This is a genomic window from Allobosea sp. GW821-FHT10B12 (assembly GCF_059415545.1).
This window is the reverse complement of the sequence record NZ_JBWKNL010000003.1, coordinates 64240-87136: the sequence shown is the minus strand read 5'-3', so window position 1 is coordinate 87136 and position 22897 is coordinate 64240. Positions and strand designations below refer to the sequence as shown.

At 67.7% G+C, this 22897-nt stretch carries 22 protein-coding genes; 12 read left to right on the top strand and 10 right to left on the bottom strand.

The window, feature by feature from the left end:
* Positions 1–7 precede the first annotated feature (7 nt).
* Complete coding sequence (locus tag AC07O0_RS10185) at positions 8–649, bottom strand: NrsF family protein (RefSeq protein ID WP_494622560.1); 642 nt, start codon at positions 647–649, stop codon at positions 8–10.
* Positions 650–730: 81 nt separating this feature from the next.
* Positions 731–1402, bottom strand: a complete 672-nt coding sequence (locus AC07O0_RS10180) for a sigma-70 family RNA polymerase sigma factor (protein WP_494622558.1) — start codon at positions 1400–1402, stop codon at positions 731–733.
* An 81-nt stretch (positions 1403–1483) separates the two neighbouring features.
* Here AC07O0_RS10180 and AC07O0_RS10175 point away from each other — a divergent pair, with 81 nt between their 5' ends.
* From AC07O0_RS10175 to AC07O0_RS10155, 5 genes are all read left to right on the top strand, one after another.
* The gene (locus tag AC07O0_RS10175; RefSeq protein ID WP_494622556.1) at positions 1484–3133 is read left to right on the top strand and encodes a thiamine pyrophosphate-binding protein; all 1650 of its coding nucleotides are present in this window, start codon (positions 1484–1486) and stop codon (positions 3131–3133) included.
* Positions 3133–4329, top strand: a complete 1197-nt coding sequence (locus AC07O0_RS10170) for an OpgC family protein (RefSeq protein ID WP_494622554.1) — start codon at positions 3133–3135, stop codon at positions 4327–4329. Before AC07O0_RS10175 ends, AC07O0_RS10170 begins: the two co-directional genes overlap by 1 nt.
* Before the next feature lie 71 nt (positions 4330–4400).
* A complete protein-coding gene (locus AC07O0_RS10165; RefSeq protein ID WP_494622552.1) occupies positions 4401–5786 on the top strand; it encodes a tetratricopeptide repeat protein in 1386 nt (461 codons plus the stop codon).
* Between the two features lie 23 nt (positions 5787–5809).
* Positions 5810–6298 carry a hypothetical protein gene (locus AC07O0_RS10160; protein ID WP_494622550.1) on the top strand — a complete coding sequence of 163 codons (489 nt, stop codon included), beginning with the start codon at positions 5810–5812 and terminating at the stop codon, positions 6296–6298.
* Positions 6299–6325: 27 nt separating this feature from the next.
* Entirely contained in the window at positions 6326–6805 is a 480-nt protein-coding gene (locus AC07O0_RS10155; RefSeq protein WP_494622548.1) for a YHS domain-containing (seleno)protein, read from the top strand.
* A gap of 49 nt (positions 6806–6854) precedes the next feature.
* Here AC07O0_RS10155 and AC07O0_RS10150 read toward each other — a convergent pair whose 3' ends face one another.
* The 8 genes from AC07O0_RS10150 to AC07O0_RS10115 form a co-directional block, all read right to left on the bottom strand.
* On the bottom strand, positions 6855–8084 hold the full coding sequence (locus tag AC07O0_RS10150) for an MFS transporter (protein WP_494622546.1): 1230 nt from the start codon (positions 8082–8084) through the stop codon (positions 6855–6857).
* A gap of 157 nt (positions 8085–8241) precedes the next feature.
* Positions 8242–10080: a GH39 family glycosyl hydrolase gene (locus AC07O0_RS10145; protein WP_494622544.1), complete on the bottom strand. Its 1839-nt coding sequence runs from the start codon at positions 10078–10080 to the stop codon at positions 8242–8244.
* A gap of 47 nt (positions 10081–10127) precedes the next feature.
* Positions 10128–10961, bottom strand: a complete 834-nt coding sequence (locus tag AC07O0_RS10140) for a 5-deoxy-glucuronate isomerase (RefSeq protein WP_494622542.1) — start codon at positions 10959–10961, stop codon at positions 10128–10130.
* The gene (locus tag AC07O0_RS10135; RefSeq protein WP_494622540.1) at positions 10954–12018 is read right to left on the bottom strand and encodes an ABC transporter ATP-binding protein; all 1065 of its coding nucleotides are present in this window, start codon (positions 12016–12018) and stop codon (positions 10954–10956) included. Before AC07O0_RS10135 ends, AC07O0_RS10140 begins: the two co-directional genes overlap by 8 nt.
* Positions 12011–13078 carry an ABC transporter ATP-binding protein gene (locus AC07O0_RS10130; protein ID WP_494622538.1) on the bottom strand — a complete coding sequence of 356 codons (1068 nt, stop codon included), beginning with the start codon at positions 13076–13078 and terminating at the stop codon, positions 12011–12013. The genes AC07O0_RS10135 and AC07O0_RS10130 overlap by 8 nt, the downstream gene beginning before the upstream one ends.
* Positions 13071–14210 (bottom strand): ABC transporter permease, encoded by a 1140-nt coding sequence (locus AC07O0_RS10125; RefSeq protein ID WP_494622536.1) that lies wholly within the window; start codon positions 14208–14210, stop codon positions 13071–13073. The genes AC07O0_RS10130 and AC07O0_RS10125 overlap by 8 nt, the downstream gene beginning before the upstream one ends.
* Positions 14211–14217: 7 nt before the next feature.
* The gene (locus AC07O0_RS10120; protein ID WP_494622534.1) at positions 14218–15204 is read right to left on the bottom strand and encodes an ABC transporter permease; all 987 of its coding nucleotides are present in this window, start codon (positions 15202–15204) and stop codon (positions 14218–14220) included.
* Between the two features lie 76 nt (positions 15205–15280).
* Positions 15281–17194 carry an ABC transporter substrate-binding protein gene (locus AC07O0_RS10115; RefSeq protein WP_494622532.1) on the bottom strand — a complete coding sequence of 638 codons (1914 nt, stop codon included), beginning with the start codon at positions 17192–17194 and terminating at the stop codon, positions 15281–15283.
* Positions 17195–17406: 212 nt separating this feature from the next.
* Between AC07O0_RS10115 and AC07O0_RS10110 the strand changes: the two genes are divergently transcribed.
* From AC07O0_RS10110 to AC07O0_RS10080, 7 genes are all read left to right on the top strand, one after another.
* Entirely contained in the window at positions 17407–18414 is a 1008-nt protein-coding gene (locus tag AC07O0_RS10110) for a LacI family DNA-binding transcriptional regulator (RefSeq protein ID WP_494622530.1), read from the top strand.
* A 179-nt stretch (positions 18415–18593) separates the two neighbouring features.
* Positions 18594–19247 (top strand): CPBP family intramembrane glutamic endopeptidase, encoded by a 654-nt coding sequence (locus AC07O0_RS10105; protein WP_494622528.1) that lies wholly within the window; start codon positions 18594–18596, stop codon positions 19245–19247.
* Positions 19244–19726 (top strand): GNAT family N-acetyltransferase, encoded by a 483-nt coding sequence (locus AC07O0_RS10100; RefSeq protein WP_494622526.1) that lies wholly within the window; start codon positions 19244–19246, stop codon positions 19724–19726. The genes AC07O0_RS10105 and AC07O0_RS10100 overlap by 4 nt, the downstream gene beginning before the upstream one ends.
* A 4-nt stretch (positions 19727–19730) precedes the next feature.
* Entirely contained in the window at positions 19731–20246 is a 516-nt protein-coding gene (locus tag AC07O0_RS10095; protein WP_494622524.1) for a dihydrofolate reductase, read from the top strand.
* Positions 20247–20413: 167 nt separating this feature from the next.
* On the top strand, positions 20414–21610 hold the full coding sequence (gene hflK, locus AC07O0_RS10090; protein WP_494622522.1) for an FtsH protease activity modulator HflK: 1197 nt from the start codon (positions 20414–20416) through the stop codon (positions 21608–21610).
* Positions 21607–22533, top strand: coding sequence for a protease modulator HflC (gene hflC, locus AC07O0_RS10085; protein ID WP_494622520.1), 927 nt, complete (start codon positions 21607–21609; stop codon positions 22531–22533). Before hflK ends, hflC begins: the two co-directional genes overlap by 4 nt.
* Before the next feature lie 22 nt (positions 22534–22555).
* Positions 22556–22741 (top strand): DUF2065 domain-containing protein, encoded by a 186-nt coding sequence (locus tag AC07O0_RS10080; protein ID WP_137879617.1) that lies wholly within the window; start codon positions 22556–22558, stop codon positions 22739–22741.
* Positions 22742–22897 lie beyond the last annotated feature (156 nt).

The window sequence follows — 22897 nt, the reverse complement described above, 5'->3', positions numbered from 1 at the left end:
GTGGCTGCTACCAGCGCAGGAAGCGCGGAAGGATGAGCGCGCCAAGGCCGGTGACCAGCGCGATCGCGATCGTGTACCAGGTCGCCAGGAACGGAATCGTATCGTCGGGGCAGTGCAGGGCGTAGGCGATCGCGGCGAGGCCTCCTGATGCGAGGCCGGCCAATGCTCCGGTCAGGCGGCCCTCGACCGGCGCGCCCTGGCGGGCCAGCAGCAGCATGACCAGCAGCGGCAGCAGCGCATAGAGCGGCACATTGACGAGGCAGCTGCGCCAGTAGCGGCCGAAGACCAGTGCGTTCCACTGCCCGGCCGGAGCCTGCGCCAGCGTGATCAGCGCCCAGGCGAGGATCAGCGCCACCGGAATCGCAGCAAGCGGCAGGAACCGTCTTGGTTGCAGCCCCGGCCGCAGGCTCTGCTGGAACAGGGCGAGCGCGATCCCGGCCACGCCGGCCCCGAAAACCAGCTTGGCGATGACCGGCGTGGTCGTCAGCGCCTGGGCGAAATCGGGACGCGCGCCGAGCGTGACGACGAGCAGTACCATCGTCGCGGCGACTGCCGCCGCTGCCGCGAGCCAGGTCGCGCGGCGCAGCCGGCCGGTGTCCACCGGCTGGTGGCTCGCGGCCATGAGGGAGATCAGCTCGTCGGTCTTCATGCTCGGGTTCGCCGGGGAGTGGCTGAAGGGGAATTCGCCGCAAGCCGGCGAAAGGTTACACGGATGATGGGGGCGGCGGCTTCAGGGTGGCCGACCCGTCTTGGACAGCAGCCGAGCCATTGCCTGCAGCCCGCGATGGATCGCGACCTTGGCCGCATTTTCCGTCATTCCCGCCGCATTCGCCGCTTCGGCGACGCTGGAGCCCTGAAGCTTGACCTGTTCGACCAGCTTCCGCGTCCGCTCCGGCAGGGCCTGCATGGCGCGTTCGAGATCGAGCCGGGCGTCTGCGGCGGAGCTTTCGGGCGCGGAGATTCGCTCGGCTTCGTCGTCGAGCGGCAGGTGCCCGGCGTGCCGGCCAGTCCGGCGCAGATGGTCGACGAGCTTGTAACGCGCGATCGCGTGGGCCCAGGCCGTCACCGGGCTCGACGGCTCGTAGGTATGGCGGGAGAGGTGCAGCGCCAGCAGCGTCTCCTGCAGGACGTCCTCGGCCTCGCTCGGCTCGCTGCGCCCGCTGCGCGCCAGCATCCGGCGCAGATAACCGCGCAGACGCGCGCTGATCGCATCGAGGAAGACCTTGTACGCGGCGCCATCGCCGGCGAGAGCGGCGAGAAAGACAGGCCGGAGCTCGGTTTCGAGTTCGTCGAGCGACAAGGCTTCAGCACTTTTCCGCAGTGGCGCGAGCTTTGCCACTCCGTGACACGGCGTGGGCCTGCCCACAAGCCGGCGCCGCCCCGGCGTCAGCCCGAACCTCACATCGGCGTGAGCCTGTAACCAATCCCCGTTCCGCTGCGATCTCCCCTGCAAGCCGCTGTGGCGGCAGGCGGGAGAGGGCATATGCGCCAGGAATTCGGATCGCATGAGACGAGCGGCAGCGCGTATCCTCCAGCGTTGGTGACCGGTGCCGATCTGTTGGCTGCGCGGCTCCGGGCGGCCGGTGCGACGCATGCCTTCGGCATCCCCGGCGGCGAGGTGCTGGCTCTGGTCGATGCGCTGGAGCGCGCCGGTATCCGCTTCCTGCTGGCCAGGCACGAGAACGCCGCCGGCTTCATGGCCGAGGGGCTCTGGCACGCGACCGGCGCACTGCCAGTCCTGATCGCGACGCTGGGGCCGGGCGTCGCCAATGCGGTCAACGTCGTCGCCAATGCGCAGCAGGACCGCGTGCCGCTGGTCTTCGTCACCGGCTGTGTCGATCAGGCCCTGGCCGAGAGCTACACCCATCAGGTCTTCGACCATCAGGCCGTGCTCCGCCCGCTGGTCAAAGCGAGCTTTCGTGCCGGGCCAGGCACCGAGGATCTGGTCGTCGAGAAAGCCGTGGCGCTCGCCCGGCGCGGCCGTCCGGGCCCAGTCCATATCGACCTGCCGATCTCCGTTGCCGAGGCGCGCACTCCCTGGCGGGACCCACCGGTGACGCCCCTGGTGCAGCCGGTCATCCCGGCCGATCTCGGCTTCGCCCGCGGTCTGCTCGCACAGGCGCGCCGGCCGCTCGTCATCGCCGGGCTCGATCTCGTCAATCAGGGCGGCGCGACCGCGCTCGACCGGTTCCTCGACCGGACCGGAGCGCCCCTGCTCACGACCTACAAGGCCAAGGGACTTCTGCCGGAGGACGATGCGCGCGTCATCGGCGGCGTCGGGCTCTCGCCGAAGGCCGACGCGATCGTTCAGCCGCTGATCGATGCGGCCGATCTGATCGTGCTCGCCGGCTACGACCCGATCGAGATGCGCCAGGGCTGGCGCAATCCCTGGCCCGCCGGCAAATGCGTCATCGATATCGTCGCCGAACCGCTGCAGCACGGCATGCACGCGGCGACGCTGCTGTTTGAGGGCGATCTCGGCGCGACCTTGGATGCACTGACGGACGGCCAGCAGACCAAGGCGCCGTGGCCGGGGGGCGAACCGGGTGAAACCCGCTCGCGCTTCCACGCTGCTTTTGCGGCGCCTGCCGCCTGGGGGCCGCATGCCGTGTTCGAGACGCTGCGCGAGGTCGCGCCGGCCGGAACGGTCGCGACCGCCGATTCCGGCGCGCATCGTATCCTGCTCAGCCAGATGTGGCGCTGCGACGGGCCGCGCCGGCTGCTGCAATCGACGGGGCTCTGCACCATGGGCTGTGCGCTGCCCCTCGCCACCGGGGCTGCGCTTGGTTCGGGCAGGCCGGTGCTCTGCTTCGTCGGCGATGCCGGGCTGGAGATGGTGCTCGGCGAGCTCGCCACGCTGCGCGACCTGAAGCTGCCGGTGGTGATCGTCGTCCTGGTCGATGCGAGCCTCGGCCTGATCGCGCTGAAGCAGCGCCAGCTCGGATTGAAGCGAACAGGAGTCGATTTCGGCGCGACCGATTTCGCCGCGATCGCGCGGGCGATCGGCGGCCATGGCGCCACGGTCACCGATCGCGCCGGTTTGCGGCGCGAGGCGGCCGCTGCTTTCGGCCGCGAGGGCTTCACCGTGCTGGCCTGCCGCATCGACGCCGCCGATTACGAGGGGGCATTCTGATGAGCCAGGCCCAGCAGAAGCTGGAGAAGCGGCCGCGCGACGCGCGGCTCGATGTCTTTCGCGGGTTGACCATGCTGATCATCTTCGTGGCGCATCTGCCGCAGAACAGCTGGAACGCCTTCATCCCCGCCCGCTTCGGCTTCTCCTCCGGGGCCGAACTCTTCGTCTTCATCTCAGGCTTCGCCAGCGCGCTCGCCTTCGGCAGCGTCTTCGCCCGGCGCGGCCTCCTGCTCGGGACGGCGCGCATCGCCTATCGGATCTGGCAGGTCTATTGGGCCCAGCTCGGGCTCGTCCTGGCCGCGATCGCGCTTGCCGCGCTGATCGATCGCAGCTTCGGCATGGCCGAGCTCGCCGAGCAGTTCGGGCCGCTCCTCAGCGACCCCGCAGGCGCGATCCTCGGCCTCGTCACCCTGACCTGGCAGCCGGACTATCTCGATATCCTGCCGATGTATCTCGTCATCCTGGCGCTGGTGCCGGTGATGATGGCGGCGCGCTTGCTGCATCCGGCGCTGCCCTTCGCACTTTCCGGACTGCTCTATGCGCTGGTCTGGACCAGCGGTCTCAACCTCACCGGCAATCCCTGGAACGGCGCCGGCTGGTTCCTCAACCCCTTCGCCTGGCAACTGATCTTCTTCATCGGCTTCTTCCTCGGGATGGGCTGGCTGCCGGCGCCGCGCCTGCGCGAGCGGCGGCTGATGGGGGCCTGCGCCGCGATCCTGCTGCTCTCCGTGCCGCTCTCCTTCTGGGGTGTCCTCGAACACTGGCCAGCGGCGCAGGCGCTGCGCGATCTCGTCCTGCCCGCCAGCGAGAAGAGCAATCTCCATCTCCTGCGCCCGCTGCACTTCCTCGCTCTGGCCTATCTGGTCCTCAGCCTGATCGAGCCGGTGCGCGATCGGCTCGACAAGGGGGCGGGCCACCTCCTCGTCCTGATCGGCCGGCAATCGCTCGCCGCCTTCCTCGCCAGCGTCGTCCTCGCCCGGCTCGCCGGCAGCATCGCCGAGCTGGCCGGGCACAGCGAGCTGGTCGTCGCGGCGCTCAACCTCTCCGGCTTCGCGCTGATCCTCGCCGCGGCGGTGCTCGTCGGCTGGTTCAAGCGCGCACCCTGGGCGGGAGCGACGCCAAAGCCTGCAGCCGAGCCGCCCGACTCGGCCATGGCCGGCCTGCCACTGCCGACACGCGTCCGTGAAGCGAGTTGATCGCCGTTTGATCGCCCGCCTGCGAACTCCCCGATGAGCGCTCGTCGCGAGCGCTGCAAAGGAGCCTACCGATGCACCACGATCTCTCCGGCGACCGCGTCACCGTCGCGAACGATGCCGCAAGGCTCGCATGGAACGACACGCTCGAAGCGGTACTGGCGCATGCCGTGGCGGCGCCGGAGCATCTCGCCCGCGCGCTTGCCGCCGATCCCGATTTCGCGCTGGCGCATGCCGCCAAGGGGCTGATGCTGATGTCGCTCGCCCGCGCCGAATTGCTCGGCCCGGCACGCGATTGTCTCGATCAGGCCTATGCAGCGGCCGCACGGCGCCCCGTTACCCGGCGCGAGCGCATGGTCACCGAGGCGCTGGCGCTCTGGCTCGACGAGGCGCCGCGGCGGGCGGCGCAGCGGCTGGAAGCTGTCCTGGAGGACCATCCGCGCGACGTGCTGGCGCTGAAGCTCTCGCACGCCATCCGCTTCATGCTCGGCGACCAGCGGGACATGCTGGCGACCTTGCACCGCACCGCGCCCGGTTTCGGCGAGCACCACCCGCTCGCCGGCTATGTCCATGGTTGCTACGCCTTCGCCCTGGAGGAGCGCGGCCTCTACGCCGAGGCCGAGCGCGTCGGTCGCCGTGCCGTGTCCTTGAGCCCACGCGACGCCTGGGGCCGCCATGCTGTCGCCCATGTGCTGGAAATGACCGGCCGCGCCGATGAAGGGGTTGCCTGGCTCGGCGACGGGCGCAGCTTCGCCCATGCCAACAACCTGCGTTTCCACATCTTCTGGCATCTCGCACTGTTTCATCTCGAGCGCGGCGAGATCGCCGAGGTTCTGCGGCTCTATGATGAGGAGATCCGGGCCGAGCAGACCGACGACTATCGCGACATCGCCAATGGCGCCTCGCTCCTGGCCCGGCTCGACTATGCCGGCGTCGATGTCGGGATGCGCTGGGAGGAGCTCGCCGCCAAGGCGGAAAGCCGTGTCGGCGACGGCCGCCTCGTCTTCGCCGATCTGCATTACGTGCTCTCGCTGCTCGGCGCCGGCCGCCCGCATGACGCCGAGGCGATCGCGCGCAGCCTCGTCCTCGACGCCTGCTCTCATCCGAGCGGCGAGCGCATCGAGGCCGCCCAGGGCGGCGTGCTCGCGGCCTTCGGGCTGATCGCCTTCAAGGAAGCGGACTACGCCGAGGCCGCACGCCTCCTCGGCGCCGCCCGCGGCAGGCTGCTCGCCATCGGCGGCAGCCATGCCCAGCGTGACCTGTTCGAGCAGGCCTATGTCGAGAGCCTGATCCGCTCCGGCAACCATGAGCGAGCAGGCCTGATCCTGACGGAGCGGCTGGCCCGCCGCGGCGGCAACAACCTGTTCGCCGCTTGCCGTCTCGCTCTGCTCGAGCGCCGGCCGGCAGGCCGCATCGCGGCCCTCGCCATTGCTGCCACCCCCCTCGCCATCGCCCACTGATCCCACAAGGAAGGAACGACATCATGACCACGACAGCAGCCATGCCCCGCAGCTTCGCCCTGCCGTCGAGCCGGACGCTGGGCCATCTCATGCTCGGCGGCTTCGCCGGGCTCGGCTTCTGGGAGCTGTTCGCCGCCGTCCCGACCGCCTGGTTCGCCGAGTTCCCGCTGGAGCCGCCGGAGCTGGTGAAATCGCTGTTCGCGCACCAGTTCGGGCTGACGCTGTCGACGCCGGTGGCCAAGCTGCTCCACTTCCTCACCGGCTTCCTGTTCTATCCGCTCGGCTACTGGATCCTGACCCGCTGGGTGAAGAGCTTCGGCATGCCGGTCGATGGCTGGATCTGGGGCGTGATCACCTACCTCATCGCGCTCGGCTTCTTCGCCCCGCTCGCCGGCCAGCATTTCCTGCTGAGCGACGTGCCGCGGCTCTCGCTGATGAGCCTGATCGGGCACGCCATCTATGGCTACCTCGCAGCCCATGTCTTCGAGGCGCTCGAAGCGCGCTCGCGCTGATCGCCGCTGTAAGCAAGGAGAACCGCCATGTTCGACAGGCGCAGCTTCATCCGCATCGCTGCCGGGACCTTCACGGCCGCGATCTGGGCACCGCTTGCCCAGGCCGACACCCTCCGCCCGGTCAACACGCTCGGCTCGCCCGACGGTATCGCCATTCGCGGCTACGATCCCGTCGCCTATTTCCGCGAGGGCGGACCGCGGCTCGGCAAGGCCGAGTTTTCGGTCAACCATGGCGGCGCCAGCTGGCGCTTCGCCAGCGCCGAGAACAAGGCGGCGTTCGAGGCTGATCCTGGGCGCTATCTGCCGGCCTATGGCGGCTTCTGCGCCTACGGCACCTCGCGCGGCTATCTCGTCAAGATCGAACCGGAGGCCTGGTCGATCGTCGATGGCCGGCTCTACCTCAACTACGATCTCGGCGTCCGCAAGACCTGGCTCGGCAAGCCGAAGACATACATCGCCCGTGCCGACGGCAGTTGGCCACGCCTGACCTCGACGGATATTCGCTAGGTCGGACAAGTTGCGGCATGGCGGCAGCATCGAAGCGCCGCCCTGCCTCCTAGCGTTTGGCCATCTCGATGTCGGGGATCGTCGGGGCAGTGGCACCGCCCTCGACGAGTGGCGGAGACGGGTTCCGCGAAATCCGCAGCGCGATGTAGATGGCGACGGCGACCGACAGCCCGAGCAGATAGACCAGCATGCCCTGCGGGCCCGCGAGCTGCATCAGCAAGGTCGCGGCCAGCGGTCCGATCGCCGAGCCCGTCCCCCAGAGGAAGAGCAACTGCGCCGAAAGGCCGACGGCGTGGTCGCGCCCCATGCGGAAATAGGCGTGCGTCACCGCGACCGTATAGAGCGGGATGCTGCAGCCGCCGATCAGGGCGAACAGGCCGAAGAGCCAGAGGCGACCATGGGCCGGGTCGACCTGCAGGAGAGTCGAGAGTCCGGCCGCCGTGATCGCGACGATGCTGGTGGCGATCAGCATGATCAGGCGGCTGGCGACGCGGTCCGCGAGCAGGCTCATCGGCCATTGCAGCAGGAGGGCGCCGATCTGGATGCCGGCCGTGAGCAGGATGGTGGTGCGCTGATCGAGGCCGGACAGAATGCCATAGGCCGGGGTCACGCTCGTCAGCGGGCCGCCCACCATGCCGACATAGAGGCAGCCGACGACGGCGGCCGGCGCCTGCTGCCACAGCGTCCGCAGCCCGACCGAGACGATCTCGCTCGATTCAGGGCCGCGGGCACGCGTGAGCGCGACCGGGACCAGCGCGATCGAGAAGGCCATGCTGGCGAAGAGGAAGACGTCCTGAGACTGGATCGCGACATAGCCGACGCCGATCTGCGAGCCGATCAGCGCGACGCGGTTGAGGATCTGGTAGATGCCGAAGATGCGGCCGCGCTGGGCCCGGTTGGCCTGCCCGCTGATCCAGCTCTCGATGCAGATGCCGTGGCCGGCCGCCGCCAGGCCCATGACTAGTCGCGAGACCCCCCACCAGGCTTCCGGCAGCAACGGAAAGCTCAGCGTCGAGACGGCCTGGAGCGCGGCGAACACCGCAAAGCCCCGGATATGCCCGACCCGGCGGACGAGCGAAGGATTGACGAAGCAGCCGATCAGGAAGCCGAGCGAATAGGCCGAGGCGACGAGACCGATCAGCAGCGGCGGCTGGTTCGCGATCGCCATCTGCAGCGGTACGACCGTGTTCACGATCGTGCCGGCAACCTGCAGGATCAAGGCACCCGCAACGATGGCACCGAGCGCGGCGACAGAACCGCCATGGGCTTTTTCTGTCACTGCCTTGCCGTGTCCCAAAAGCCGATTCAGGCGAGGCTAGCAGCTCACCCAAGCTCGGGAAAGCGGATTGCTCCGGTTCTCATCTGAATGTCGATGGAAGCGGTGACTGTTCGCTGCCCGCGACCGGGGCTGATGCCGGCAGACATGCGTTTGCCTGTCAGGATATTGATATCATGTCGCTTTCTTCACTGGCGCGGCCGAACAGATCGCGCGCGCGGACGCGATAGAAGCCGGCTTTGGCGTTCGTATCGAGATAGACGCTGGAGAGCAGGCCGACCGGGTTGATCACCTGCCACGGACCGCTCTCCCCGGCGCTCCAGAGCACGTCGAAGAGCTGGACGCCGTCATAGGGCGTCGGCTCCCAGAACAGGATGCGGTTAGTACCGTTGAGCCCGCCGAAATGGCTGATCCTGGGGGCGGAAGGAGCGGCGGGGGCATCATCGCCACGCCGGACCAGCGCAACCAGCGCCACGGAGGGAAGCGGCATGTCGAGCTTGAGTTCGTACTGCGCCTTCGCGCCACCGATCTGGAGATGCTCGACGCTCAGGGCCGGTTCCTGCGCCAGGCGCATCGCTGCGAGCTCGGCCGCATTCGGCAGATCGGGCGCGCCGAGATCTTCCCAGACCGTGAAGGGATCGCCCTTGCCATGGGCGATGCGGAAGGTGGCGAGTGCATAGGCGCCGGGCTGCAACCCGGAGAAGCCGAGCGCGACCGTGCTCTCGCCCGACTGCCAGATGCGATCGACGCTGTTGTAGAGCAGGACACTGGCGCCCGAAGGTTCCGCGGCGCCTCCGAGCGCGGTCGCGATCGCGCCGAGGCCGCTGCGGTCGGGATCGAGGCCCTGGCCGCCCAGGTCGAAGCGGTGCTCGCTCAGCAGGCCGAGCAGCTCCATGACGCTGAGCGCCGGTTTCTTGACCAGGTCGAACGGCTCGGGCTCGGCCCGGCGGGCTTCGAGCGCGGCAATGTCGGTCTTGTGCTCGGCCTGGGCGGCGCGCACCGGGCGCTTGCCGAAATAGGTCAGGTGGGTGCGGTGGCCCCAATGGCCGACGAAGCCGTTGTCGTTGCTGAGGACCTCGTAGTCGACGCCCTCGCCGTCGATCATCAGGCGCTGGTGCTGGTCGACGATCTTGGCCGCGAGCCCGGCGAAATAGGGCGTGCCGTGCCAGGTATGGTAGAGATGCCAGCCGATCTGCGGGTCGCATTCGTCATTGACGAAGGGCAGGCCGGCGAAGCGTGGATGGTGCTCGCGGATATAGTCGACCGCCATCATCTCGTGCCGGATGATCGACAGGCTGTTCGGCGTCAGGTCCTCGGCATGCTTCTTGGCGCCCTTCTCGTGCACCGAGATGAAATCGAGCCGCACGCCGGTCTCTCCGGTGAACAGGTTGGTGCCGGTGTCGCAATGGGCGAGGAAGCTCTTGAAGATCGGCGGGATGCGCCGGGCGACGCCGGGGCCGCCGAGCTTGAGCTGGGGATCGACCGCCTTCAGCGCTTCCGAGCAGGCGTCGTAATAGTTGTTGAAGCCGGTCTCGCCGCCGAGCTTCCACCAGATGTCCGGCTCGTTCCAGGTCTCGAAATACCAGGCGCGAAGCTCCTCGGCGCCGTAGCGGGCCTGGTAGCGCTGCGCCATCTCGCTCATGAAGTCGCGCCAGTGATGCGCCTGCGCGACGTCGTTGAAATCGCTGTAGATGTAGGAGGGATTGCCCATCAGCTCGAAGAAGGGCCGGATGCGGTGCTCCAGCATCACGTCGATCGCCGCATCGAGCCGCGACCAGTCGTATGTGCCGAAGCTGGAGGCGGTGACGAGGTCGAGCATGTAGTGCACGCGCATGTATTCGATGCCGCGATTGGGCACGCCGCCGACAAAAGCGAGCGTCTGCCGCATCTCCGGCTCCAGCAAGAGTTCGGCCGGCGAGAAGCCGGTGCTGCGCCAGAAGCGCCGGAAGGGCGTGGTCGGTGCGGAGAGATCGATCCGGATGCGGGTCGTGTCGGACATGGCTGGTCCTTCGCTCAAGGCGGGAAAAATGCCGGAGGAATTGGGGGCTATTTGAACTTGTCGCGCATCGACTGGATGCCGGGGATCGCCGCCATCAGATGGGCGTGGCGCTCGTCGAAATGCTGGACCAGCCCGCGCTGCGTCTTCCCGACCAGGATCGTGAAGATGTAAGCGCGATGGCCGGGCGAGGTGACAGTCGGGTGGTAGCCGCGATCGACCAGCACGGTATCGCCGTTCTCGACCATGAAGCAGTCGGACTTGCCGTCGGCATAGACGATCTGGGCGCCGAAGCCGCTGCCGGGCTGGTAGCGGTAATGGTAGAGCTCGTCATGGGCGGTCTCGCCGGCGCGGTCGGTATCGTGCTTGTGCGGGGGATAGCCGGACCAGCAGCCAGGATCGGCATAGAGCTCGCTGACCAGGAGATTACCGGCGCGCCCTTGCCCGTTCTGGCCGAGGATATGGAAGATGCGGCGGCGGCTATGGCTGTCCGGCGAGCCGACATCGACCATCGCGACCTCCTCCGGCGCGATCCGGAAGGGCTTCAGCCCTGTCTCCTCGCAGAGCCCGCCGGCGACGGCGACCTCGGTGGGACCGGTCGCATTATCGAGCCGGACGGTCGCGCCCGGCGGGGCATAGACCGAATCCGCCTCGCCCGACCAGATGTCGGCCCGCTTGCCGACCGCGGCGAAGCGCTCGCCGTCGGCGGAGATGTCGACCGTGCCGGAGAGCACGACGAGCACGCTCTCATGCCCCGGCAAGGCCTGTTCCAGGCTCTCGCCGGGCTGCAGGCGCAGCAGGTTGAAATGGACATGCGGCAGGCCGGGGTCGTCATGGACGATGGCGCGGTTGGCGTTGTTGCGGGCGCGGATGTGCTTAGGCATTGGCGGGATGTCCGGTCTGGATGGTCTCGACGCCCTTGAGCTCGAGCGCCTCGGCGTGGTGGCAGGCGACGCTGCGGCCGCCGAGATCGCGCAAGGGTGGCGGCGTGCTGCGGCAGGCCTCGCTGGCGAAGCGGCAGCGCGGATGGAAGGCGCAGCCGGAAGGGCGGTTGGCGGGATCGGCGACCTCGCCCGGCAGGCGGATGCGGCGGTTCTGCCGGCGCTGGGCGGGGTCGGGGATCGGCAGGGCCGAAAGCAGCGCCTCGGTGTAGGGGTGCAACGGCCGGGCGAAGAGCGCCTCGGAGGTCGCGATCTCGACGACCTGGCCGACATACATCACGACGACGCGGTCGCAGATGTACTCGATCACGCTGAGATCATGGCTGACGAAGAGATAGGTCAGCCCGAACTCCTCCTGCAGGTCGCGCAGCAAATTGAGCGTCTGCGCCCGAACGCTAACATCGAGCGCCGAGACGGCCTCGTCGAGCACGACGAGGCGCGGATGGGTTGCGAGCGCCCGCGCGATGCCGACGCGCTGGCGCTCGCCGCCGGAGAAGGCATGCGGATAGCGCCGGGCATATTCGGGCCTCAGGCCGACCTTGGCGAGGAGCTCGCGGACCTTGGCGTCGATCTCGCCGGACGGCACCAGTCTGTTGACCTTCAGAACCTCGCCGACGATGTCGCGGACCTGCAGGCGCGGATTGAGCGAGGATTGCGGGTCCTGGAAGACGATGCGCAGATCGGTGCAGTAGGCGAGCCGCTCATCCTCCGAGAGCGTGTCGAGATCGACGCTGCCGCCATCCTTGCGGCGATAGCGCATGGTGCCGGCGGTCGGCTGGTGGATGCCGAGCAAGAGGCGCGTCACCGTCGACTTGCCGCAGCCGGATTCACCGACCAGCCCGAGCGTCTCGCCCTGCCGGATCTCGAAGGAGACGTCCTCGACCGCGCGCACCGGATTTGAGGCCTTGCGCTGGAACAGGCTGCGCCGCGGCGGGAAGAGCTTGGTCAGTCCGCGTACGTCGAGCAGGATTTCGGGGGGCAGCGCCGGGGTCTCAGCCATGGGCGACACCTCCGATGGCGGTCGCTTCGCGCGCGAGAACGCAGCGGACGTCGCGACGCGGGCCGATCGTGATCGTGCCGGGATCGGCGACATCGCAGACGCCCTCGCGGGCGGAATCACAGCGCGGGTGGAAATCGCAGCCCCGCGGCCGCTCGAAGGGTGAGGGCACCATGCCGCGGATGGCGGCGAGCCTGGAGCCACGCCCGGCGCCCAGCCGCGGCACGGATTTCAGCAGCGCCTTTGTGTAGGGATGGCGCGGATCGGCGAAGATTTCGTCGACCGTGCCGCGCTCGACGATCTTGCCGAGATACATCACCGCGACGTCGTCGGCGATCTCGGCGACGACGCCGAGGTCGTGGGTGATGAACAGGATGGAGAGGCCGTCCTCGCGCTGCAATTCCTGCAGGAGGTCGATGATGTTGGCCTGGGTGGTGACGTCGAGCGCCGTGGTCGGCTCGTCGGCGATCAGCAGGCGCGGCCGGCACGACAAGGCGAGCGCGATGCAGACGCGCTGGCGCATGCCGCCGGAGAATTCGAACGGGTAGTTGTTCAATCGCTCGGCCGGCCGGGGGATGCCGACGCGGCCGAGCATCTCGATGGCGCGAGCCTGCGCCGCCTTCTTCGACAGGCCGAGATGCCGGCGGATCACCGGGACGAGCTGCTGGCCGATGGTGTGCACCGGCGAGAGCGCCGCCATCGGCTCCTGCGAGATCAGCGAGATCTCCTTGCCACGCAGGGCTCGGATCTGGCGGCCGCGCGGATCGAGCCTGGTGACGTCGACCGCCTGCCCGTCGCGGCTGGAATAGGTGATGCTGCCGGCGGCGATGCGCCCGCTCGGCGGCAACAGGTTCATCAGGGCCCGGCCGGTGACGCTCTTGCCCGAGCCGGATTCGCCGACGATGCAGAGCGTGCGCCCGCGCGGCACGTCGAAGGTGACGCCGTCGACCGCGCGCACCAGCCCGTCATCGGTGCCGATCTGGACCTTGAGGTCGGCGACGGCGACGAGCGGCGAGGGTGCTGCCAGCGCTGCCGTCCCGCGCTCGGGCATGGGCTCAGGCATAGGGATCGGCCGCATCGCGAATTCCGTCGCCGAGGAAGTTGAGGGCGAGCACGGCGACGACGACCGCCACGCCGGGCGCGAGCAGCCAGGGCGCGGTGGTCAGCGCCAGGATGCTCTGGGCGTCCTTGAGCAGCACGCCCCAGCTCACCACCGGCTCCTTCAGGCCGATGCCGAGGAAGGAGAGGGCGGTCTCGGCCAGGATCATGCTCGGGATCGCAAGGGTCACCGAGGCGACGATGTGGCTGGTGAAGGAGGGCACCATGTGCCGCCAGATCACGCGCTGGCGCGAGCAGCCGTCGAGCCGCGCCGCCAGCACGAAATCCTCGGTCCGCAGCGAGAGGAAGCGGCCGCGCACGACGCGCGCGAGATCGGTCCAGCCAATCAGCGAGAGGATGATGGTGATCCAGAGATAGACCAGCAGCGGATCGAGATTGGCCGGCACCGCGGCGGCGAGCCCCATCCAGAGCGGAATGGTCGGGATCGACTTCAGGAAGTCGATGCAGCGCTGCACGACCTCGTCGATCCAGCCGCCGTAATAGCCGGAGATGCCGCCGAGCAGCAGGCCGAGGAACAGGCTGACGGCGACGCCGACCAGGCCGATCGACATCGAGATGCGGGCGCCATGGATGGTGCGCGAGAGCACGTCTCGGCCGAGCCGGTCGGCGCCCCAGAGATACATCGGCTGGGCGGGATCGGCCGGCCCGATCAGGTGCCGGTCCCAGGGGATCAGGCCGAGCAGCCTGTAAGGCTCGCCCTTGGCGAAGAAGACGACGGGGTGGACCGATTTCTCGTCGACGACGAAGGTCCGCTTCAGCGCCACCGGATCGAAGCTCATCCGGTAGCCGTTGACGTACATGAAGTGAGTTTCGCCAGCGGCGTCCGAGCCGAAGAACCTCAGCGTCTGCGGCGGGCCGTAGGTGAAGCGGGCATTGTAGCTGTCGGGCGAGAAGGGCGCGACGAACTCGGCCAGCAGCGCGACGAGATAGATGCCGAGCACGACGAAGAGGCTGGCATACGCCAGTCTGTGCCGGCGGAAGCGGCGGAAGATCAGCGTCCACTGGCCGGCCTCGGCGAAGCGGCGCGCCGCCGGGGCGACGGTCTCGGGAGCTGTGGGGGCGGCGACGTCGCTCATCGCGGCCTCAGGCGTAGCGCACGCGCGGATCGAGCCACGCGAGCAGGAGGTCGGAGATCAGCGTGCCGATCACGGTGAGCACGCTCAGCATCAGGATGAAGCTGCCGGCGAGGTACATGTCCTGCGCCAGCAGGGCCGAGAGCAGCAGCGGCCCGGCGGTCGGCAGGCTCATCACCACCGAGGTGACGATCGCGCCGGAGACGAGGTTCGGCAGCACCCAGCCGATGGTCGAGACGAAGGGGTTGAGCGCGACCCGGACCGGGTACTTGAACAGCAGCTCCGCCTCGCCCAGCCCGTTGGCGCGGGCGGTCTGGACATAGGGCTTGTAGAGCTCGTCGATCAGGTTGGCGCGCATGACGCGGACCAGCGCCGCCGTCCCATGCGTCGCCAGCACGAAGACCGGCAGCCAGAGATGCATGACGAGATCGCCGACTTTGGCGAGGCTCCAGGGCGCGTTGACGTATTCAGGCGAGAACAGGCCGCTGACGTTCATGCCGAAATAGCGCGAGAAGACGTACATCAGCGCCAAGGCCAGCAGGAAGCTTGGTATGGCCAGGCCAAGGAAGCCGAGGAAGGTCACGACATAGTCGAGCCAGGAATAGCGCCGGACCGCGCTGTAGATGCCGATCGGCAGGGCGACGAGCCAGGTGACGACGAGGGTGATGCCGGAGAGCAGGACGGTGAGGCCGAAGCGGTCCCACATCAATTCGGAGACCGGCTTGTTCCACTCGAAGGATTCGCCGAAATCGCCGCGAAAGAGGATGCCGGAGATCCAGAGCCAGTATTGCACATACCAGGGCTGATCGAGCCCGTAGCGCAGCTTCAGCGCAGTCAGCGAGTCATTGTCGAGCGAGCCGCCCTGCTCGGCGAACTTGGCGCTGAACGAGGTCAGGAAGTCGCCCGGCGGCAGCTGGATCACCAGGAAGGCGACGACCGAGACCGCCGCCAGCGTTCCCAGCGTATAGACGAGCCGTCTCAGCATGTAGCGGAGCATCACAGGCCTCCGATGCGTCGGGCGGGGCGGGGAGCCCGGAGCCGGCGGCCGCGGGCTCCGGTTTCGATGGCCGAAGCTATTCGTAGAAATACTGCTCCGGATTGGTCGGGCCCGGCGTCATGTAGAAGAAGGTGTCCGGCATCAATTCGGGCACATTGCGCATGTTGTTCTTCACGACGCCGTAATTGTCGGCGTCCATATTGGTGCCGATCACGTAGAACTGCTCGCGGGTGATCGCGAGGATCTTCTTCATCACCTCGAACTGGCCAGCGGTGCCGGGCGTCTTCTGCATCTCGACATAGAGCGCCTGCTGGCGCTTGGCCGGCTCCGGCGGCTCCTCGGCATTGGGATCATTCGGGTTCTGGAAATAGATGCCCCAGGCCGAGGCGAAGGCCGCCTGGTTCTCGTAGGGGAAGTACCATTTCGGATCGAGGACGCCGAGGAAGTCGTAGCCACCGCCGCCGATCCAGACCATGGCGTCGTGCTCATTGGCGAGCATGCGGGCGAAAGCGAAGGATTCCTCGATCGTCTTGACCTGCATCTCGATGCCGACCGCGGCCCAGTACTTCTTGATCAGCTCGAGCGCGTCGATCTGGTAGCGGCGCGAGGTCGCGGCATCGACGGCGAAGGAGATGCGCTTGCCGTCCGGGCCGAGCCGGAACCTCTGCCCGTCGCGCTTGGCAAAGCCGGCCTTGTCGAGCAGCTCGTTGGCGCCCTTCGGGTCGAACTTGGTGTACTGCGTCGCCATCTCAGCATCGTAGAGGGCGGTGCCTGGGCGCGGCGCGGCCTGATAGGGCTGCGACTGGCCGGCATAGATCAGCTCGTTCAGCTCGTCGCGATTGATGGCGAGCGAGAGCGCGACGCGAAAATCGCGATTACGGAAGACCTCGCGCAGCGCCGGGTTCTTGCTGGTCTGGTTGAGCGAGATGCACATCGCGTTCGACCAGGCGGGCTGAGCCTTGAACAGGCGATAGCCGCTGCGCTCGCGGTTCTGCGCCAGCACGATCCGCGTCTCCAGCCCGTTGAGGCGCTGGTTCTGCATGTCGAGCTCGCCATTGATCGCCTTGAGCACGATCGCCTGCTGGTCGCCCATGATGTCGAAGGTGACGCGGTCGATATAGGGGAGCTGGCGTCCCTCGGGATCGACCTTGAAGTAATAGGGATTGCGCTCGAGCACGACCTGCGTCGTGCCGCCATAGGGCACGGTCAATTGCCAGGGGTCGAGCACCGGCCGGCCGGTGGCGCGCCAACGGCCGGGGAAGCTGATCTTGTTGAGGAAGAGGGCGGACCAGTTCGCCGCCTTGGCGTCAGTGACCAGCTTATCGATGCCATCAGGATTGTACTTCTTGTGGAACTGCTTGAGGTAATGCGCCGGCGCTGCGGCCAGGATGTCCGAGCCGAAGGTCGTCGCCATGTTCTCCAGCAACATGCCGTTCGGCCCGGTGAAGCGGAACTTCACGGTGACGTCGTCGATCTTCTCGACGATGACCGGATCGTTGCCGCTGCGCAGCCAGCGCGGCACCGACGGCGTGAGCTCCTTGTTCATCAGCACGTCCTGGTACCAGAACACCAGGTCGTCGGCGGTGAACGGTGCGCCGTCGGACCAACGCGTGCCCTTGCGCAGGTGGAAGACGTACTCGGTGCCGTCAGGCTTGACGTCGACCTTCTGCGCGACATCGGGCTCGACTGCGGTCCAGGCCCGGTTCCAGCGGACGAGGCGGGTGTAGCCGACCGAGCGCTCGATCAGCGAGTCGCTGCCGCCCATCAGGGCCTGGCGCCAGGTGCCGCCATATTTGCCGGCCTTCTCGACTGGGGCGAGCACCAGCGGCGCCTCCGGCAGGCGTTGCGCCACCGGCGGCAGCTTGCCGCCCTTGACCAGTTCGGAGAGCCCCGGCGCTTCCTTGTACTCGGCGGCATGAGCCGCGCCGGAGAGGGCAAGAAGCAGGGACAGTGCAGCGCCACGCAGGGCGCGCCCAGGGAAAGCTGCCATCGTTTCCTCCGCTGCGCCTTCTGCTCATGGCGGGCGCTATGGAGGCTACGTTATCGTTATCTCAATTGAGACGTCAAGCCTCGCTGCCTGCCATTGCTCAAGCAGCCGTGCAGCTAGAAAATTGAGAGATTAAGTGCCAGAACTGACGGAAATCGGTGACGAAAGAAGCGCTGGCAAAAGATATCGTTATCGTGAGATAAGGTGATATGGATATGAATCCGGTCTTGCGGCCCTCCACCATCACCGATGTCGCCGAAGCGGCCGGGGTCTCGCCGATGACCGTCTCGCGCGTGCTGAACGGCCGCGGCGGCGCCGGCGAGGAGACGCGCCGGCGCGTGCTGGAGGCGGCCCGGGCGCTGAACTATCGCCCCAACGCCTTCGCCAAGAGCCTGAAGAACGACCGCTCGAACACGGTCGGCATCGTGGTGCCTGACATCGTCAATCCGTTCTTCCCCGAGATCATCCGCGGCGCCGAGCTCGCGGCGCGGCCGGCGGGCTACACGCTGCTCTCCTGCAATGTCGTCGAGGATCCCGAGCGCGAGGAGGAGGTGCTTGGCATGCTGCTCGACAAGCGCGTCGACGGCCTGATCATCTGCAGCGCCCGCCTCGACGAGGAGCGCCTCCTGCGCGCGATCGCGCCGCACCGGGCCGTGGTGCTGATCAACCGCGCCGCCGCCAAGCGCCATGCCGGCACGATCGAGGTCGATTATCGCGCCGGCGTCGAGGCCGTGGTCACGCAGCTCGTCGCTCAGGGCCGACGGCGCTTCGGCTTCGCTGCCGGGCCGGCCGCCTCGCATGGCGGACGCAAGCGGCGCGAGGGGATCGAGGCGGGCCTGGCGCGCCACGGGCTGTCGCTGGTCTTCGATCTGCCCTGCACCCCTGACCTCCAGGGCGGCGCCGAGATCGCCGGTCGCTTCCTGCCCGAGGCGGCGCGAGTCGATGCGATGATCTGCTACAACGACCTGATCGCGCTCGGATTGATGCAGCCGCTGGCGCAGGCCGGGATCAGGGTACCGGACGACATCGCCATCGTCGGTTGCGACGACATCCCCGCCGCGTCGCTGGTCTCTCCGGCGCTGACGACGCTCAGGATCGCCAAGCAGGATCTCGGCGAGATGGCGATGCGGATGCTGCTCGACCGCATTGCCGGCCGCAACGCCCAGCAGGGCATCGTGATCGAGCCGGATCCGATCTGGCGGGCGACGACGCCCGGTGGCTGAGAGGTAGCGCGCATCGGCTTTGCGACGACGCGCCGGCGACGCCTGTGCGCAAGCTCCGGTCCGTGGTGTAAGCATCTTTCGCTGGCGCTACGAGATTCGCGCTCGGCCGACCGATCTGGAGGCATTGTGAGCGCAAACTGTCGTTCCCATCCGGCGATCAAGGCGCCGATCGTGGGTTGATGGACCGCGTCGTCCTCCAGGCTTTCGGGCAGGTCCTGTTCGCGGTCGGGCTCGGCTATGCGGGCGTGGCCGCTGCCTCGATCCTGGCCAACCTGCTCCTTGGTGCCCCTGTCGGCTTCGATGCGCGTGAAACCGCCTTCTTCCTGAGTGTCGGGCTCGGCACGGTGTTGGCAGCACGGGGCTTGGGCGACCGGGCGCTGGGCCGGGCTTTGGCCCTGTCATGGCCAGCGGATCGGCGCATCGTCATCCGGTTCGTGGCGGTGCTGCTGCTCGTGCTGGCCGTCGAGGCGATCGCGGCCGCATCAGGGCTTCTGGGGTCGATCGAAGACCTCAAGGCAATGTCCAGTTCGGAGCGCAGTTGGCTCGGCTTTCTGAACGCGGTGGTTCTGGCGCCGATCGTCGAGGAGGCCTTGTTCCGCGGCCTGCTGTTCACGCGTTTGCGCCAGCGTTTCTCCGCATGGCCGGTTCTGGCGATGGTGACGCTGGCCTTCGGGCTGCTGCATGCCGAGAACGGTTTGCTGCACGTCGTCTCGGTTCTGCCGGCGGGCGTGTTTCTGGGCTATGCACGCGAAGTTTCGGGTGGAATCGGTCTGCCGATTCTGCTGCATGCCTGCATGAACTTGGCGATTGTCGTCGCGGGGACTGTTCTATGAGCCTTTCAATCCGTCCCGCCCGGTCCGATGAGGCCGGGCTGGTGCTCAGCTTCGTGCGCGAGCTCGCCGAATACGAGAAGCTGCTACACGAGGTCGAGGCCAGCGAGGCCGACATGGCGGCGGCCCTGTTCGGGCCGGAACCGAAGGTGTTCTGCGACATCGCGGAATGGGACGGGCAGCCGGCCGGCTTCGCGATCTGGTTCTACACCTATTCGACCTTCACCGGCCGTCACGGCATCTGGCTCGAGGACCTTTACGTCCGCCCGGACCAGCGCGGCCGCGGCATCGGCAAGGCGCTGATGGTGCGCCTCGCCAAGCGCTGCGTCGACGAGGGTCTGTCGCGCTTCGCCTGGTGGGTGCTGAACTGGAACGAGCCGTCGCGGGTGTTCTACCGCTCGATCGGCGCGGTGGCGCAGGACGAGTGGACGGTGAAGCGGCTCGACGGTGACGCGCTGCGCAAGCTCGCCGGCGGAGGCTGAGCCGATGGCGAAGCTTCCCGTCGTCCTGATCGCGGCGATTGCCGAGAATGGCGTGATTGGCCGCGACAACCAGCTGATCTGGCGGCTGCGGACCGACATGCGCCGTTTTCGCGAGCTGACCATGGGCTGCCCGATCATCATGGGCCGCAAGACCTTCCTGTCGATCGGCAAGCCATTGCCCGGCCGTCAGACCGTTGTGCTGTCACGCGATGCGACCTTCCAGCCCGAAGGCGTCCATGTCGTGCCCACGCTCGATCAGGCGCTCGATACGGCCCAGCGGCTCGGCCAAGCGATGGGCGCGCGCGCCGTCATCGTTGCAGGTGGCGGCGAGATCTATGCCCAGGCACTGCCGGTCGCCGACCGGCTGGAACTGACCTTCGTCCAGGCCCGGCCCGAGGGCGATGCGGTCTTTCCGGCATTCGACCGCGCGGCCTTCCGCGAGAGCGCGCGCAGCGAGCATCCAGCGGGCCCCGAGGACGAATTTTCATTCGCTTTCGCGACCTTCGAGCGGGTCTCCTGAACCGGCAACCGAGAACTGCGACGAACGGTCTACGACCAAAGAAGCTTGCATCGTTGACGAATCCGTGGCCGATGCCCAATTCAACGCGCATTGCGCCTGATGGCGCTGACAGCGTTCAACCGTTCAGCTATGCACGGTCGAAGCAAAGAGTGAGGAACGGCTGAGGCATGCCTTGGAGTAACCAGAGCGGCGGGAGTGGCGGCAGCGGCGGTGGCGGTGGCCCCTGGGGGCAGCGCGGCGGCGGCGGCAATGGCGGCGGCCCGTGGGGCGGTGGCCCATCTGGCGGCAATACGCCGCCCGATCTCGAGGAGATCATCCGGCGCGGCCAGGACCGCCTGAAGGACTTCATGCCGGGCGGCAATCTCGGCGGGCGCGGGCTTCTGCTCGTCGGGCTCGGCTTGGTGCTGCTCTGGCTCGCCACCGGCTTCTACACGGTGCGGCCCAACGAGGTCGGCCTCAACCTGATCTTCGGCAAATATGTCGGCAAGACCGGGCAGGGCCTGAACTACAACCTGCCTTATCCGATCGGCAGTGTGGTCAAGCCGCAGGTCACCAACGTCATCACCACCGAGGTCGGCTTCCGTACGATCGAATCGGCACGCACCTCGCGCCAGACCGATGTCGGTGAAGAGAGCCTGATGCTGACCGGCGACGAGAACATCGTCGACATCGACGTGATCGTGCAGTGGCAGATCGATCCGGGCGCGCCCGAGAACTATGTCTTCAACATCCAGGATCCGCCCGGCACCGTGAAGGCGGTGGCCGAAAGCGCGGTGCGCGAGATCATCGGCCGGCGCAACATCCAGCCGGTGCTGACCACCGATCGTGGCCAGATTGAGACCGAAGTCCGCCAGCTGATGCAGGATACGCTGAACACCTATCGCGCCGGCGTGCAGATCAGGCTGGTGCAGCTGCAGAAGGTCGACCCGCCGCAGCAGGTCATCGACGCCTTCCGCGACGTCCAGGCGGCACGCGCCGACCAGGAGCGCCTGCGCAACCAGGCCGAGACCTATGCCAACCAGGTCGTGCCCGAGGCGCGCGGCCGGGCGGCGCAGCTCGTCCAGTCGGCTGAGGCGTTCAAGGATCAGACCGTCGCCGAGGCGCGCGGCCAGATCAGCCGCTTCAACTCGGTCTATGAGCAATACAAGAACGCGCCCGGCGTCACCCGCGAGCGCCTGTTCCTCGAAACCATGGAGCGTGTCCTCGGCGGCATGGACAAGGTGATCCTCGACCAGAGCGGCTCCGGCAACGGCGTCGTGCCCTATCTGCCACTCGGCGAGCTCGGCCAGCACCAGCAGCAGCAGCGTCGGCCGGCCGGCCAGAGCCAGAACCAGGGCCAGGCCCAGCAGGGAGCGACGCGATGAGCGGTTTCATTCGCATCGGCGTGCTGGCTGTCGTCGCCATCGTCGCGATCGTCTTCTACGCCGCGACCTTCGTGGTCCAGCAGACCCAGTCCGCGATCGTGCTGCGCTTCGGCGCGGTGCGCAGCGTGGTCACCGAGCCCGGGCTCTATCTCAAGCTGCCGGCGCCGTTCGAGCAGGTCACCTATCTCGACAACCGCATTCTCGACCTCGACCTGCCGGCGCAGGAAATCATCGCCTCGGACCAGAAGCGGCTCGTGGTCGACGCCTTCACGCGCTACCGGATTTCCGATCCGCTGCGCTTCTTCCAGGCGGTCAACAACATCCCGCGCGCCAATTCGCAGCTCGCTTCGATCGTCAACGGTAATGTCCGCTCGGTTCTCGCCGAGGCGACCTTCACCGCGATGGTCCGGACCGATCGCTCGCGGCTGATGAACCGCATCCGCGACGACGTGAACCGCGAGGCTGGCCGCTTCGGCATGACCGTGGTCGACGTCCGCTTGCGCCGGGTCGACCTGCCGGCGGCCAACTCGCAGGCGGTGTTCCAGCGTATGCAGACCGAACGTCAGCGCGAGGCGGCGGAAGCGCGCGCGCTCGGCGGCCAGCAGTCGCAGGAGATTCGGGCCAAGGCCGAGCGCGAGGCGACGATCATCGTCGCCGAGGCGCAGCGGAAATCGGACGAGGTCCGCGGTCAGGGCGAAGGCGAGCGCAACCGCATCTTCGCCGAGGGCTTCGGCAAGGATCCGGAGTTCTTCGCCTTCTACCGGTCGATGCAAGCCTATGAGGCGAGCCTGAAGGCTGGCGACACGCGGATGCTGCTCTCCCCGGACTCGCCGTTCTTCCGCTTCTTCAACGACCCCGCCGGCCGCCGCTCGGGCGCCGGCACCGACGCCGCTCCGGCGACGCCGGCTGCGCCGAAGCCCTGATGCCAATGACCGAGCGCTGCGCATGACAGATTTCCTCGCGGCGCTCGGCCTGGTCTTCGCCATCGAGGGACTGCTCTTCGCCTCTATTCCAGAGATCGCCAAGGAGGCGCTGCGCAGCGCCTCCGAGACGCCGGTCGAGCGGATGCGCCTGATCGGCATCGTCTCGGCGATCGTCGGCGTCGGCCTGGTCTGGCTGGTTCGGAGCTGATCAGCCCTGTTCGGGCGATCACGGCGTTATGACGCAATCTTGTGTCGCCCTTCCGCCGCATTTTTCGGTTCTTAAGTTGCGTTCGGAATCCGGCTGCGCTGCAATGCCGCCAAGGCCAATCTCGTCAATGTCGATCTCTTGGCGACATCATCATGA

Excerpts from the sequence above, each read along its gene's own strand:
- AC07O0_RS10170 (WP_494622554.1), top strand. The coding sequence starts at position 3,133 with ATGAGCCAGGCCCAGCAGAAGCTGGAGAAGCGGCCGCGCGACGCGCGG.
- AC07O0_RS10155 (WP_494622548.1), top strand. The coding sequence starts at position 6,326 with ATGTTCGACAGGCGCAGCTTCATCCGCATCGCTGCCGGGACCTTCACG.
- hflK (WP_494622522.1), top strand. The coding sequence starts at position 20,414 with ATGCCTTGGAGTAACCAGAGCGGCGGGAGTGGCGGCAGCGGCGGTGGC.
- AC07O0_RS10160 (WP_494622550.1), top strand. The coding sequence starts at position 5,810 with ATGACCACGACAGCAGCCATGCCCCGCAGCTTCGCCCTGCCGTCGAGC.
- AC07O0_RS10125 (WP_494622536.1), bottom strand. The coding sequence starts at position 14,210 with ATGAGCGACGTCGCCGCCCCCACAGCTCCCGAGACCGTCGCCCCGGCG.
- AC07O0_RS10140 (WP_494622542.1), bottom strand. The coding sequence starts at position 10,961 with ATGCCTAAGCACATCCGCGCCCGCAACAACGCCAACCGCGCCATCGTC.
- hflC (WP_494622520.1), top strand. The coding sequence starts at position 21,607 with ATGAGCGGTTTCATTCGCATCGGCGTGCTGGCTGTCGTCGCCATCGTC.
- AC07O0_RS10120 (WP_494622534.1), bottom strand. The coding sequence starts at position 15,204 with ATGCTCCGCTACATGCTGAGACGGCTCGTCTATACGCTGGGAACGCTG.
- AC07O0_RS10175 (WP_494622556.1), top strand. The coding sequence starts at position 1,484 with ATGCGCCAGGAATTCGGATCGCATGAGACGAGCGGCAGCGCGTATCCT.
- AC07O0_RS10130 (WP_494622538.1), bottom strand. The coding sequence starts at position 13,078 with ATGCCTGAGCCCATGCCCGAGCGCGGGACGGCAGCGCTGGCAGCACCC.
- AC07O0_RS10115 (WP_494622532.1), bottom strand. The coding sequence starts at position 17,194 with ATGGCAGCTTTCCCTGGGCGCGCCCTGCGTGGCGCTGCACTGTCCCTG.
- AC07O0_RS10110 (WP_494622530.1), top strand. The coding sequence starts at position 17,407 with ATGAATCCGGTCTTGCGGCCCTCCACCATCACCGATGTCGCCGAAGCG.
- AC07O0_RS10100 (WP_494622526.1), top strand. The coding sequence starts at position 19,244 with ATGAGCCTTTCAATCCGTCCCGCCCGGTCCGATGAGGCCGGGCTGGTG.
- AC07O0_RS10135 (WP_494622540.1), bottom strand. The coding sequence starts at position 12,018 with ATGGCTGAGACCCCGGCGCTGCCCCCCGAAATCCTGCTCGACGTACGC.
- AC07O0_RS10080 (WP_137879617.1), top strand. The coding sequence starts at position 22,556 with ATGACAGATTTCCTCGCGGCGCTCGGCCTGGTCTTCGCCATCGAGGGA.
- AC07O0_RS10145 (WP_494622544.1), bottom strand. The coding sequence starts at position 10,080 with ATGTCCGACACGACCCGCATCCGGATCGATCTCTCCGCACCGACCACG.
- AC07O0_RS10165 (WP_494622552.1), top strand. The coding sequence starts at position 4,401 with ATGCACCACGATCTCTCCGGCGACCGCGTCACCGTCGCGAACGATGCC.
- AC07O0_RS10185 (WP_494622560.1), bottom strand. The coding sequence starts at position 649 with ATGAAGACCGACGAGCTGATCTCCCTCATGGCCGCGAGCCACCAGCCG.
- AC07O0_RS10095 (WP_494622524.1), top strand. The coding sequence starts at position 19,731 with ATGGCGAAGCTTCCCGTCGTCCTGATCGCGGCGATTGCCGAGAATGGC.
- AC07O0_RS10105 (WP_494622528.1), top strand. The coding sequence starts at position 18,594 with ATGGACCGCGTCGTCCTCCAGGCTTTCGGGCAGGTCCTGTTCGCGGTC.